A 13,236-nucleotide genomic window follows, 5' to 3' on the forward strand; every position below is an offset into this window, starting at 1 on the left:
ATAATTGGTATGATGGCATGCTATCATTTGAATAACAACATGAAGCAACAACGGGGGACCAATAGTTCGGCTGGCTCGGTGCTGTATCTCTTCGGTGTTTGTCTGCTCATGCCCGAAACCGGATTCCTGACTCATAGCGAGAGGCCCATCTTCTTCAGGTGGCCTTCAACCTTCACGCTGAATTCCTCCACCTCCCGCTCCAGCTCCGGCAGTGGGCTGGCATAGCGCTCTTCCAGCTCTTTGACACGGCCAGCGAGTTGCTGGGTCAACCGTTGCACTTCGCTGTCAAGGGCGGCCCGGATGCTGGCGAACCACTTGTCTTCGACCACCAGCGTTTTGATCCCGGCTTCGGTGAGCACCGCGTAGTGGTCTAATACCTTCTGGTCCAGCTCGGCCTGGGCGTCTTTGACCGCCTTACCGGCGTTGGACTCGGCCTCAATCAGGGCAAGACAGCGCAGGAGGGCTTCCCGTTCCTCGTCGCTCTCCGGCTCGTCCTGAATGGTCTTGAGCCGGTCCTTCACGCTCGCCTTGGTGACCGTGCCTTTGTCATTGGTGGCGTCCGCCAGCAGGCCGTCCTCGCCGGTCTGCTCCTCAACGAACTCCCCCAGTGCGCGGGTGGCGGAGTCTTGCACGGCCTGAAGCGCTTCGAGCGCGGTCTGCTCAGCAGCGAAGTAGCGCGCAACAACCAAGGCCGGGGGAATCAGATCTGTGCAGGTCCTCGGGGTCGCTGGAGTCAATGTTACGCGGGATGTTGTAGTTGTTGGCGGAGCTGGCGATCTCCTCTATCGGCACCATCCTCTGCTTGGTGAACACGTCCACGATCTGGTGGATATCCTGGGCGCGCAGACGGTTCTTGTTGCCGTCCTTGAGAAAGCCCTTGCTGGCGTCAATCATGAAAATGCCGGTACGAGCGTGAGCCTGCTCCTTGTCGATGACCAGGATGCAGGCGGGGATGCCGGTACCGTAGAACAGGTTGGCGGGCAGGCCGATGATGCCTTTGATCAGGCCGCGCTGGATGAGCTTGCGGCGGATATCAGCCTCTTTGTTGCCGCGAAACAGCACGCCGTGGGGCAGGATGATCGCGCCCTTGCCTTTGCTCTTGAGCGACGTGATGAGGTGGAGGAGGAAGGCGTAATCGCCATTCTTGGCCGGGGGGATGCCATACTCGAAGCGCTTGCATGTGTCGTTGGCCGGGTCGAGCCCGCTGGACCAGGCTTTGGCCGAGAAGGGGGGATTGGCCACGGCGAAGTCGAAAGTCTTGAGGCTGCCGGCGCCGTTTGTGAAGTACGGGGCGGCCAGGGTGTTGCCCTGCCATAATTCGGCGGCCATGTTCATCCGCGCCAGCGCCCAGGTAGCATTGTCCATTTCCTGGCCGTACACGCTGATACCATACGGCGCTTCGTCGGCGGATTTGAGCAGCAACGAGCCCGAACCACAGGTAGGATCGTAGATGGTCTGGTCCGGGCGGGTGTCGGTGCTGATGCCGACCACCTGGGCCATGACGCGCGAGACCTCGGCCGGGGTGTAGAACTGCCCCTTGCTCTTCCCGGACTCGGTGGCGAAATGCCGCATCAGGTACTCGTAGGCGTCGCCCAGCAGGTCGTCGCCCTCAGTCCGGTTGGCGCGGAAGCCGAGAGCGTTGAAGATGGCGACCAGCCTGGAGAGCCGGTCCTGCATCTCCTTGCCGCTGCCCAGCTTGGTTTCATCGTTAAAATCGGCCTGGTCGATGACGCCTTTGAGGTCGTTGGCCTCAGCGAGTCGGCCGATGATCTTATTGATCTTGTCGCCAATCTCCTTGTCGCCCTTGAGCTGCACCATGTCGGCAAAGCTGCCTCCGGCGGGCACGTCGAGGAGCGTATCGGGCTTGCCCGAGACGTACTTCATGAACAGCAGCGTAGGGAGTCTTTATGCACGGACAGGTCTTCGGGACCGGACAGAATGCCCACGAGGTCGGCCACCTGCGACAGGGCAGATTCGGCTCGTTCGGCCCTATCGGCTTGCAGATACGCCTCCAGAGCATCACGAATCAGTGCGGACTTGCTCACTCATTTTTGTCGGGCTGCGTCCTCAAGCCTGATGGCAAGCGGTTCGGGCATCTTCAGCGAAATCGTGTGCATTGCATCTCCGGGTATTATTGCACCGAGCGGCTCGCAATACCAAGGCGACCACCTAGGTCAAAACTGCGACAGCACCACCGCTCACCATGCACCTGAAAGCGCTTGAGCCCACAATAAAAACGCACCGGCGGGTCAACCGGCCGCTTGATTTTTTCACCCCCCGATTGTCACACCGACCGGCACGCGCTAGGACAGCCTGAGGATGCCCGAAACCTCCCCACCGCCCCCGAGCCCCTGGCTGGTGCGCTTCTTCCGCCTGCCGGTTGCCGTCTACCGCCTGGGTCTGGCGGGCTACGAACGGCTGTTTGGCCAACGCTGGATTCTGGTCACCACCAAAGGACGACGGACGGGCCGGCCCCACGCGGTCATGCTCGATCTGGTCGGACATGACACAACGACGGGACGCTACTACATTCAATCCGGCTGGGGCCGCCGCGTGGATTGGGTCCGCAATATCGAAGCCCACCCCCTTGTCGAGGTCCAGCTGGGCCGGCGGCGGTTTACCGCCCGGGTGGTCAATGTGTCCGGCGCGGAAGGGACCGAGTGGGTGCTGCGCTTTATAAAAGCCCATCCTCTCCAGTCGCGTCTGATGGCTAGGTTCATGCTGGGGCTGGAGCTGGGCTCAGACGAAGAGATGCGGGCGTGGATACGCGACAAGGCCGTGGTGTTCGGCCTTGATCCCCAGCACGGGTGACTGACACGGATTGACTTCCTTTGCCGGCCTGTTAGATAGGGACCCACCCCGGAACCGACCGGCTTACATGGTTCGTGCGGGTCTGCTACATAAGAGGTCCACATCGGGAGAGGGAGAGAAGATCACTGTGAAGCGTATTCCGTTCGTGACAACCGTGCTGCGCTACGTTGACGCCGAGGCCCGGTCGGCCAACCTGTCTTCCAAGGGGAATGAGCAGCAGCACCCCGACTGGTTTCGTATTTCCCCCTACATCGCCATCCACCTGATGTGCCTGGGTGTGATCTGGGTGGGCTGGAGTTGGGTCGCCCTGGGCGTGGCCGGTTTCCTGTACGTCTTGCGGACGTTTGCGATTACCGGCTTCTACCACCGCTATTTTTCGCATCGGACGTTCAAGACCTCGCGCTGGTTTCAGTTTCTGTTCGGGGTGATCGGCACGGCCGCCATCCAGCGCGGTCCCCTGTGGTGGGCCGCCCACCACCGCCACCACCACGCCCATTCCGACCAGCCCGAAGACGTCCACTCGCCCGTCCAGCACGGCTTTTTATGGAGCCACATGGGCTGGTTTACGGCGCCGGTCAACTTTCCCACTAAGCTCAAGCTCATTCCCGATTTTGCCAAATTCCCGGAACTGCGCTTTCTGGACCGTTTCGACCTCCTGATCTCTTTTCTGATCGGCGCGACGGTATTCTTCCTGGGCGTCTTCCTGCCCGCCGAACTGGGCACCAGCGGCATGCAAATGCTGGTCTGGTTCTTCATTTCGACCGTCGTCCTGTACCATTTCACCTACACGATCAACTCGCTCGCCCACGTCATCGGCACCCGCCGCTACCAGACCGAAGACACCAGCCGCAACAATCTCATGCTGGCCCTGCTCACCTTTGGCGAGGGCTGGCACAACAACCACCACTACTATCCCAACACTGCCCGGCAGGGATTCTACTGGTGGGAGATCGACCTGACCTATTACATTATCGTGCTGCTGTCGTGGGTCGGCCTGGTATGGGATGTGAAACCCGTGCCGGCCGAAATCCGCGATCCCAAGCCGGACAACGTTGCCAACATCGCCGCCGGATGAGTTCAGGTCGCTCCGTCCAGCTCAATCCGGTACAAACGGGCCGCGTTCTCGGACACCATCTTACGGGTGATGTGTTCCGGCACGCCGGCAAAGTCTCGCCCAATGACGTGGCGTGAGTTGGGCCAGGTCGTGTCGGTGTGCGGAAAGTCCGAGGCCCACATGAAGTTGTCGGCGCCAAAAAAACGATAGGTATTCGGACCGACCGGGTCGTCCTGAAAGGTGGCCCAGATCTGGCGTCGGGCATACTCGCTGGGCTTGAGCGGCAGGGGCTGCTCAACCATCGCGCCAAACTTCTCCTGGGCGTGGTCCAGACGGTGCAGGTAATGGGCAAACCAGCCCACATCGCTTTCGGCCGAGACAATCCTGAGACCCGGAAAACGCTCCAGCACCCCACCCAGGATAAAGGCGCTGAGCGACTTCTGGACCTCGTTGAAGAGGTGTACAAAGCGCAGCGCGGTGTAGTTGACCGGACCGCTCGAACCGGCGTTCATCACCACCCGGTCGTTGGCATCGCGGCTGGTCACCACGTGGAGCGAAATCGGCAGTTGAAGGTCCTGGGCCGCAGCCCAGAACGGGTCGTACAGCGGGCTGTGGTAGGGCCGGTCGGCCGGCGGCGCGCCCCAGATCATCCCGCCCTTGAGGCCCAGCCTGGCGGCACGTTGCAACTCGGCCACCGCAGCCGGAATGTCTTCGAGCGAGATCATGGCGACCGGATGGAGACGCTTGGGGCTGTGGGAGCGGAACTCGGCCACCCAGTCGTTGTAGACCCCAAAGCAGGCCTGCTGGAGATCGACATCGGTCAGCTGAAACAGGGCCAACCCCAGGGTGGTATAGATCACCTCGGCCGCAACCCCGTCGAGGTCCTGATCCTTGAGCCGTTCAACCGGGTCCCAACCGCTCGGCCGCGCCGCCTCGTAGCCGCTCTTCAGGTGCTCTTTGAGCGCCTCGCCGCTCCGTCCGGTTGAGAAGCCGCCGGCCACCGGAAACGGGGTGATCCCAGGCGCGGTGAAAAAATGGCCGGGTTTATCCGGCTTGTGTACGACCCGCGGCGCCCGGTCCTGAAACCGCCGATCCAGCCGGGTGGTCCACAGATCGGGCGGTTCGGTCATATGCGAGTCGGCCGAGATAACGCGCAGCGTGTCCATGCGGTGTGCTCCTGGGGGACTTTTACCCTCAGGCGTATCGCCCCCAGTTCCAGGTGTCAATGTTGGGCGTCAATGTTGGGCGTCAATGTCAGGCCAACCCTTGGGGTTTGAGATCAGGTCGGCTATAGTCATCCCACCCGCTCGGTGTAGACAGGCTCAGCACGCATGCTCACCCCCGCCCTTCAGGAAGATCCCCACTACTCCTACTCCTCCGCCCAGCCGAGTCTCCAGCACGAATCGGCTCATAACCGGGTCATCTTCGGCGACAACCTGGCGGTCCTGCACGCCCTGCTGCCCGAATTCACCGAGCGCGTCAAATGCGTCTACATCGACCCGCCCTACACCACCACCTACAGCTGGACCGAGCCTGCCACCGACCTCGGGCCGACGGGCTGGCTGGACTTCATGCGGCCGCGTCTCAGCCTGCTGCGCGCGCTGCTGCGCGACGACGGGCTGCTGGCGGTGCAGATTGACGATAACGAATTCGCCCGCCTGTACCTGCTGCTGGCCGAGCTGTTTGAGGAGCGCAACCTCAAGGTCGTGTGCGTGAAAATGGCCGAACCGACCGGCCTGAAAATGGCCAGCGTGCTCAAGTACGGCGGCCTGCCCAAACTCAAGGAGTACATCATCCTGGCTGGCAAGTCGGGCGTCCGCGGCCTGCACCTCGAGCGGGTGCGCAAGGGCGGCTGGGACCGCGAGTACAACCTGTTCGTCGGTCAGGTGAGCTATGGCGAGGTGCGGCGGCTCAAAGCCATCATCGCCAAGCCAGACCGCAGCCCGGCCGACGTTGAGCAGGCCGACGCGATCTGCGCCCGGTTTCGCTTTGAGCCCATGCACAGCGCCTACCGGCGGTCAGCGCCAAGCCGGATTGGCCAGGAAGACTGGCGCTACCGCAACGCCTGGCGGATCGTCCGCACCTGCGCCACCAGCCCGACGGCCAAGCGGCTGGCCGACGCCCGCCGCACCAATCTGGACGCGGCCTGCGGCGCCTTTACGGTTGAGACGCCGCAGCGCAAGCTGTACCTGATCAAGGCCGACTACAACCCGGCCTCGGCCCAGCCCCGCATGCGCCTGCTGTTTGCCGACGATTACCTGAGCGTCCATCCCGGAGACTTCTGGTCGGATATCAAAACGACCGGGCTGGGCGACGAGGGCGGCGTCGATTTTCTCAACGGCAAAAAACCCGAAGCCCTGCTCAGGCGCATCATCGGCATGGCCACCAGCCCGGGCGACTGGGTACTCGACGCCTTTGGCGGCTCGGGCACGACCGGGGCGGTGGCGCACAAGATGGGCCGGCGCTGGCTGCTGATTGAAAACGGTCCGCAGTGCCACTCGCACCTGCTGCCCCGCCTCCGGCGGGTGATTGACGGCACCGATCAGACCGGGGTGTCAAAGGCGGTCCGCTGGCGCGGCGGCGGCGGGTTTCGCTACTTCCGGCTGAACCCGGATCTGGAGCACGACTAGTATGCCAACACAAACGAGCGGCCGCCTGGTCGTGGTCTCAAACCGCACGCCGGATTTGACAACACCAAAGACGCCGGCCGAGACACGCAAGCCGGTGGCCGGCGGTCTGGTCAGCGCCCTGCGCCCGGTACTGCTGGAAACCGGCGGGATCTGGTTCGGCTGGAGCGGCAAGACGACCCGCCGTCGAGAATCCAGCGCCCCCCAGAAGCGCCAGATCGGCCCCATCCAACTCATGACGGTCAATCTGTCAGAGGAAGAGGTGCACGATTTCTACGTCAGCTTCTGCAACCGGACCCTGTGGCCGCTGTTTCACAGTTTCCCGGCCCAGGTCCGGGTCGTCAGCCGCGAGTACCGCACCTATCGCCGCATCAACCGCTATTTTGCCGCCCATCTGGCCCCGCTGCTCAAGCCCGACGACCTGGTCTGGGTGCACGACTACCATCTCATTCCGCTGGGCATGGAGCTGCGGCGCCTGGGCTGGCAGGGCCGCCTGGGGTTTTTCCTGCATATCCCGTTTCCGCCGGTCGATATCCTGACCATCTCGCCCCATTCCCGGCCCCTGCTGGAAGACCTGGAAGCCTACGACCTGGTCGGCTTTCACACCCAGCGCTACCGCAAAAACTGCGCCGACGCCCTGGAGTCGGAACTGGGCGGCAGCTTTGACGGCCGGCTCTACCAGCACGGCAAAGCCAGGGTCCAGCTCGGGGTGTACGCGATCGGCACCGACCCCGACAGCTTTGCCGACTGGGCGACCAGCCCCGAGGCCAGCCTGCAGGCCAGCAAACTGCGCCAGATGGTGCGCGGCCGGCGCATCCTGCTCGGCGTTGACCGGCTCGACTACACCAAGGGCATCTCTGAGCGGCTGCTGGCCTTTGACCGCCTGCTCGAACGCCACCCGGCGTGGCGCGACCAGGTGTCCATGACCCAGATCTCGGCCCCGTCACGCACCCGGGTGCCGGAGTACGCGGCCCAGAAACGCGAGGTTGACCGTCTGGTCGGAGAAATCAACGGCCGCTACTCTGAGGACGACTGGATTCCGGTCCGCCATCTGTACCGATCCTACACCCAGGAAGAGCTGGCCGCGTTTTACCGCGAGGCCGATGTGTGTCTGGTCACCCCCCTGCGCGACGGCATGAACCTCGTCGCCAAGGAGTATATCGCGTCTCAGACCGACAACCCCGGCGTCCTGCTACTGTCCCAGTTCTGCGGCACGGCCGAAGACCTGGTCGAAGCCGTGATCGTCAATCCGTACGACATTGACGGCACGGCCTCGGCCCTCAACCGGGCCTTGAACATGAACCTGACCGAACGGCGCGAGCGCTGGCAGGCCCTGAACAAGCGCGTCCACGAACGTACCGCCCAGACCTGGCGGGACCGTTTTCTGGCCGACCTGGAAAAGAGCGACCAAGCGGCCAGACCCAGCTCAAAGCCAAAAACCCGTTCGACAAAATCGAAACCGACCGGGAAAACCAGCGCCTAGCCGCTGCGGGAGCACCCATGCGCCTCTTGTGGACCGTCACTGTCTGTTTCCTCCTCGTGTCCGCCACCGCACCGGCTCGGGCGGCCGCGCCGGAACACGTCAGGCTGACCTGGATGTCGGTCTCCAACTGGCTGATCGAGGTCGGCCCGACCCGCATTATCATGGACGGCTATATCAGCCGGATTCCCGAGTCGGCCTTTTCCGGGCCGAGTTTTGCCTACGCCGAGCCCAGCCTGCCGGACACGGCCGCAATTCAGCGTGTCATCGAGGCCCTGGGCAACCCCCGGATCGACTGCATCCTGACCGGCCACAGCCATTTTGACCACTCGTTTGACGTGGCCACCTGGGCGCGTTTAACCGGTGCCCGAATCATCGGCGCCCGCTCAACGTGCTTGCAGGCCGTCGCCCAGGGCATTCGGGACGCGCGGTGTACTGCGGTTGAGGGCGGGGAGGTGATTCCGCTCGGCCCGTATGTCAGTGTCCGGGTGGTGCGCTGGAACCACAGCGGCGATACCACCACCTTCGAGGGCAAGCTGCTGCACGCGCCCCTTGAACTGACCGCGACGCCGACGCCGACCAGCGCCGGTCTGCGACCCGGTATTCTCCAGGACTTTCCCAACGGCGGGGGCGCCCGGGCGTACCTGTTTACGGCCCAGACCGCAGCCGGCCCGGTTCACTGGCTGTACTCCAACACCGGCAACGCGACGACCTTCAGTCAGCCGGTCACGATAGACGAGGCGTTTTTCAGCGAACGGGAGCTGGCCCTGGACAGTCTCGACATTGCCGAACACGCCACCCCGGCGCGCGAGCACTTACGGGCGGCCCTGACCGACGCCGGCCTTGAGCGGGTCGATCTATGGCTGGGATTCAGCGACCGGCCGCTGGCCGAAGCCGTCCATCCGGTCCTCAAGCCCAAGGCACACATTCCCCACCACTGGGACGGTCTGTTTTCGCCGTTTTTTGACGGCGTGCCATACGCCTACAGCGCGTTCCCCATGTCCACCGGGGTGTCCGACTTCTGGGAAAAACAGCAGGTGACGTTTCTGCCCCCCCGGCAGTACATGGATGCCTATATGCTGACCCCGACCGGCGTGCGGCCGGTGGCCAACCCGGCCGTCAAGCAGCGGCTCGGCCTGTCCGCCCCTCCCTGAGCTGGAGAGAAACACCTGTCGAAGAGCCCAATAGACGGAGAAGATCAGCGCGGTTGATAACTAGTACCACACGAGATACTAGTTAGAGCCAGCACGATGGGAAAAATCAGGAGGGGCGGCTACCTGTTTGTCACGCTTATCGGTGACCATGTCCCGCGCCACGTCCACATCTACAGGGACGGCAAAGCTGTGGCCAAGTTTGATCTGGATCGCTTCGAGTGCATGACCGGAAGCATAGACCGGCGGTTACGCCGAATTCTTCAGCAACTCGTCACGGAGGGTAAGCTGTGATCATACACGAGGTGAAGGCCAACAACAGGCAAGCCTGTTTTCAGATCAAGACCAGGAGGGGAGAGTTCTCATTCCCGTTCATCAAGCTGAAGCTGGTCCCTTCGAGCACGAATCGGATCACGGACGTGTACGTGGACCGAGAAGCGGGCAGGCAGGCGATCACCTACGTGCTTCAGTCCGGAGATGAGGATACCGTCCACCTCGACGACTTTCTTCACTACAACAGGGACCCCGATTACGTGCGGGATCTGACGCTCTACAATCTGACGGTGCAGGCTGTCGATCTTGTCAAGCGCTCGAAGCTGCCCAAGCGTGAACTGGCACGAAAGCTCAAGACCTCGCCGGCTCAGGTGTATCGCCTGCTAGAGCCGACCAATTACACAAAGACCATTGATCAGATGGTGCGGCTTCTGGCCTGCCTCGACTGTACGGTTGATGTACGGGTGAACGAGAGCAAAGACGGTGCCCCAACGAACTCTGCCGCAGACACGGATATTGCTCCAAAGCAAGCTTGTAGGTCGGCTGAGCCCGAGGTGTAAGCCGATACGGACAGGCAGGGTGGAGTGTCGGATCACGCTCCGCTCATCCGCCCTACTCATCTCACGTGAAACGCCCTAGCCCCACAGACCAATATGGTCGCGGACCTCGTCAATTGTCTGCCGGGCGACCGCCCGGGCCTTGCGGGCGCCCTCGCGCAAGATTTCTTCAATCCGACCGGGCCGGGCCTGGAGCTCAGCCCGGCGCTCGCGGATGACCTGCAAATGGGCGATCAGATTATCGGCCAGGGCCGACTTGCACTCAAAACAGCCGATATCGGCCGTGCGGCAGCCCGAACGCACCCATTCCAGGCGCTCTTCGTCCGAGAAGAAGGTATGCAGGGTATGCAGATTGCACACATCGGGGTCACCCGGATCTTTGCGCCGTACCCGCTGCGGGTCGGTCGCTGCGGTGGCCAGGCGTTTGCGAATCGGCTCGTCGGCCTCGCCCAGGGCAATGGTGTTGCCGAGCGATTTCGACATTTTGGCCTGTCCGTCCAGACCCAGAATTTTCGGCGTGCTGGACAGCAGGGCCTGCGGCTCAGGAAAATACTCGCCCCAGCGTTTGTTGAAGCGGCGCACAATCTCGCGCGCCAACTCCAGGTGCTGGACCTGGTCGGCGCCGACCGGCACCAGGCTGGCCTTGTACAGAATGATGTCGGCCGTCTGGAGCACCGGATAGCTGAACAGCCCGGCATTGATGTTATCGGCCTGCTTGGCCGATTTGTCCTTGAACTGGGTCATGCGCCCCAGCTCGCCAAACGGGGTGACCGTGTCCAGAATCCAGCACAGCTCGGTATGCTCGGCCACGCTCGACTGCACGAACACGACCGAGCGCTCGGGATCAATGCCGCACGCAATCAGGTCGGTCGCCATCTCCAGGGTCTGGCGCGACAGCGCGTCGCGCTCGTAGTCCTGGGTGATGGCGTGGTAATCGACCACGCAGAAAAAACACCGGTACTGATCCTGTAAGGCCACCCAGTGGCGCACCGCCCCCAGATAGTTGCCCAAGTGCATCTCGCCCGAGGGTTGAATCCCGCTGAAAACTGTCTCCATAGCCTGTATCCTCGACTTGACCTGGCCTTCGCCTCAGCCTTTAGCGCAGCCGCAATCCCTGGGCGCTCAGAAAGGCGATATACTCCTGCTGAAAGACCTCGATCTGCTCACCGCTCAGAGTCTGCTGCGGCGATTCGATCCAATACCGAAACGTATAGCTGGCCGTGCCCGGGTCGAGTCCCCGACCGGTATAGCGGGTCACAAACTCGCGTTTTTTGAGCAGCGGGTGGCTGAAGCCGTCCAGGCTGCGGACCAACTCGGTAAAGCGGGTTTCCAGCGGCGCGACAATCGAAAAATCAAACCACGAGCCCGGATAGCGGGAGGCCGGCAGATACCGGACCTCGGGAAACAGCGGCCCCTCCAGGGCGCCAAAATCCAGCTCAAACCAGACCACCTGGGCCTTGGCGGCCAGCTCACCTAACAGCCGGCCGGCTACAAAACCCAGACTGCCGACCGGGCCGGCAGCCCGGCTGACCTGGACATGGCTGCCCGCAGTCTGCCACGGCGCAACATCCTCGGTGCCCGGCATGAAATCCAGCTGGCCCACATTGAGCTGGACGGCCAGGGCTTCCAGCGCGCCCTTGACCGCCCGAAAATGTTCCTCCAGCGGCGTGATGCGCTCGTGCTGAAAGCTGGCCCCGGACAGGAGCAGCCGCTCTTGGCGGTCGCTCTCGCCCACCGCCCAATAGCTCGGCCCCAACTCAAAGATACGGAACCGGTCGCTGTGCAGCGCGTTTTTCCTGACCACGGCCAGGATATTCGGCATCAGGCTGGTGCGCAGCCGCACGTTCTGCTCGGCGCTCGGGTTGGCCACCCGCAGGGCGGCCTGAGGCTCATAGCCAATGGTCTTCAGCCAGGTTTCGTCAAACCAGCTGTAGTTGTGAATTTCTGAAAAGCCGTAGGCCTGGGCCAGCAGCCGGCGGGCTTTGTGCTCGGTCCGCAAACGGTCGTCAAAGGCCACCGTGTCGGCCGAAAAATCCGGCAGCCGGGGCTCAAGGTTGTCATAGCCGTTGATCCGGGTGACTTCCTCCAGAATATCGACCGGCAGCGCGATGTCCTTTTCGCTGCGAAACGGCGGGATGCCGACCCGCAGCTCGTCCGCGTCCAGCGCGGCCTCAAAGCCGAGCGAGGTCAGAATGGAGACAATTTTGTCACCGCTGATGGGGTTGCCGATGCGCCGATCAAAAAAGTCCTTGGGGATGGAAAGCCGTCGCGTGTCCTGTTTGAGATCGCCGGCATAGGTCAAGCGTGAGCGGACCTGGGGCGTGAGTCCGGCCTCGTGCAGCAGCCGCACAAACCGCTCAACCCCGAGCTTGGTCGTGACCGGCGGCTGCTGTTTCTCGAAGCGCTGGCTGGCGTCGGTTTGCAGGCCGAGCCGGGTGGCGGTGCGGCGAATGCGTGCCGCCCGAAAATTGGCGCTCTCCAGCAGCAGGCGGGTCGTGTCCTGGCCGACCTCGCTGTTCAGCCCGCCCATGATCCCGGCCAGGGCCACCGGCTGTGTTTCATTCCAGATCATCAGGTCGTCCGGCTGCATGGCCCGGTCCTGGCCGTCGAGGGTGGTGAACGAGCCGCTGCGCCCGAACGGGGCGATGCGCACCGCCCGCAGCCGGGCGCCGTCAAAGGCGTGCATGGGCTGGGCGAGTTCGAGCATGATGTAATTGGTCAGATCGACCAGGATATTGAACGTCCGCTGACCCAGGGCGTGCAGCCGGTACTGCATCGTCAGTGGGGCCGGCAAGGCTGCCACCCCGTCGAGTTCGATGCAGCAGTAGCACGGACAGTTCTCCACGTCGTCGAGCGCGAGCGGGTAGGCCGGCAGCGCGTCATACGCCGACAGGTCGGCGCGGTCGAGCGGCCGCAGCGGCCGACCCAGGACCGCAGCCACCTCGCGGGCCAGGCCGTAGTGGCCCCACAGGTCGGGCCGGTGGGTCAGGCTCTTGTTATCAATCTCAATAATCGTGTCGGTGGGCGGAATCAGCTCGGACAGCAGACGGCCGCTGGCCAGCGAGCCGGGCAGGTCCACAATCCCCACATGTCCGCCGCCCATGCCGAGTTCCTCGGACGAACACAGCACGCCCTGGCTAGGACGGCCGGCGACCTGTCTGGCTTCCAGACGCGTGCCGTCGGCCAGCCGTACTCCGGCTGGGGCAAAGGCCGAGGTCATGCCCGGCCGCACATTGGGCGCCCCGCACACCGTGCTGAACGTATCGGCCCCGCACTCGACCCG

At 63.1% G+C, this 13,236-nt stretch carries 13 protein-coding genes; 7 read left to right on the forward strand and 6 right to left on the reverse strand.

Features of this window, described 5'->3' with window-relative positions; genetic code table 11:
• Positions 1-131 precede the first annotated feature (131 nt).
• Genes J4F42_14475 through J4F42_14485 form a run of 3 tightly spaced genes read right to left on the reverse strand, consistent with a single transcriptional unit; the run spans position 132 to position 2,045 of the window.
• On the reverse strand, positions 132-689 hold the full coding sequence (locus J4F42_14475) for a hypothetical protein (GenBank protein ID MCE2486715.1): 558 nt from the start codon (positions 687-689) through the stop codon (positions 132-134).
• Entirely contained in the window at positions 661-1,884 is a 1,224-nt protein-coding gene (locus tag J4F42_14480; GenBank protein ID MCE2486716.1) for an SAM-dependent DNA methyltransferase, read from the reverse strand. Before J4F42_14480 ends, J4F42_14475 begins: the two co-directional genes overlap by 29 nt.
• Positions 1,881-2,045, reverse strand: a complete 165-nt coding sequence (locus tag J4F42_14485) for a hypothetical protein (protein ID MCE2486717.1) — start codon at positions 2,043-2,045, stop codon at positions 1,881-1,883. The genes J4F42_14480 and J4F42_14485 overlap by 4 nt, the downstream gene beginning before the upstream one ends.
• Positions 2,046-2,319: 274 nt before the next feature.
• Between J4F42_14485 and J4F42_14490 the strand changes: the two genes are divergently transcribed.
• Together J4F42_14490 and J4F42_14495 are read left to right on the forward strand one after the other, a co-directional pair.
• Complete coding sequence (locus J4F42_14490) at positions 2,320-2,811, forward strand: nitroreductase family deazaflavin-dependent oxidoreductase (protein ID MCE2486718.1); 492 nt, start codon at positions 2,320-2,322, stop codon at positions 2,809-2,811.
• Positions 2,812-2,938: 127 nt separating this feature from the next.
• Positions 2,939-3,886: an acyl-CoA desaturase gene (locus tag J4F42_14495; GenBank protein ID MCE2486719.1), complete on the forward strand. Its 948-nt coding sequence runs from the start codon at positions 2,939-2,941 to the stop codon at positions 3,884-3,886.
• Between the two features lie 2 nt (positions 3,887-3,888).
• On the opposite strand, the gene J4F42_14500 is transcribed toward J4F42_14495, so the two are convergent.
• Positions 3,889-5,031 carry an amidohydrolase gene (locus tag J4F42_14500; GenBank protein ID MCE2486720.1) on the reverse strand — a complete coding sequence of 381 codons (1,143 nt, stop codon included), beginning with the start codon at positions 5,029-5,031 and terminating at the stop codon, positions 3,889-3,891.
• 165 nt (positions 5,032-5,196) lie between these two features.
• Here J4F42_14500 and J4F42_14505 point away from each other — a divergent pair, with 165 nt between their 5' ends.
• From J4F42_14505 to J4F42_14525, 5 genes are all read left to right on the forward strand, one after another.
• Entirely contained in the window at positions 5,197-6,495 is a 1,299-nt protein-coding gene (locus tag J4F42_14505; protein MCE2486721.1) for a site-specific DNA-methyltransferase, read from the forward strand.
• Between the two features lies 1 nt (position 6,496).
• Complete coding sequence (gene otsA / locus J4F42_14510; GenBank protein ID MCE2486722.1) at positions 6,497-7,975, forward strand: alpha,alpha-trehalose-phosphate synthase (UDP-forming); 1,479 nt, start codon at positions 6,497-6,499, stop codon at positions 7,973-7,975.
• Between the two features lie 17 nt (positions 7,976-7,992).
• Positions 7,993-9,126 carry an MBL fold metallo-hydrolase gene (locus J4F42_14515; GenBank protein ID MCE2486723.1) on the forward strand — a complete coding sequence of 378 codons (1,134 nt, stop codon included), beginning with the start codon at positions 7,993-7,995 and terminating at the stop codon, positions 9,124-9,126.
• Positions 9,127-9,222: 96 nt separating this feature from the next.
• Positions 9,223-9,417 (forward strand): DUF4160 domain-containing protein, encoded by a 195-nt coding sequence (locus tag J4F42_14520; GenBank protein MCE2486724.1) that lies wholly within the window; start codon positions 9,223-9,225, stop codon positions 9,415-9,417.
• A complete protein-coding gene (locus J4F42_14525) occupies positions 9,414-9,956 on the forward strand; it encodes a hypothetical protein (protein MCE2486725.1) in 543 nt (180 codons plus the stop codon). Before J4F42_14520 ends, J4F42_14525 begins: the two co-directional genes overlap by 4 nt.
• A 75-nt stretch (positions 9,957-10,031) precedes the next feature.
• Here J4F42_14525 and trpS read toward each other — a convergent pair whose 3' ends face one another.
• Positions 10,032-11,009, reverse strand: a complete 978-nt coding sequence (gene trpS / locus J4F42_14530) for a tryptophan--tRNA ligase (protein MCE2486726.1) — start codon at positions 11,007-11,009, stop codon at positions 10,032-10,034.
• A 40-nt stretch (positions 11,010-11,049) separates the two neighbouring features.
• Positions 11,050-13,236: phenylalanine--tRNA ligase subunit beta (gene pheT, locus J4F42_14535; GenBank protein ID MCE2486727.1), on the reverse strand; the 2,187-nt coding region annotated here is incomplete at its 5' end.

It is taken from the genome of Desulfurellaceae bacterium (assembly GCA_021296095.1).
GTDB lineage: Bacteria > Desulfobacterota > Binatia > Bin18 > Bin18 > JAAXHF01.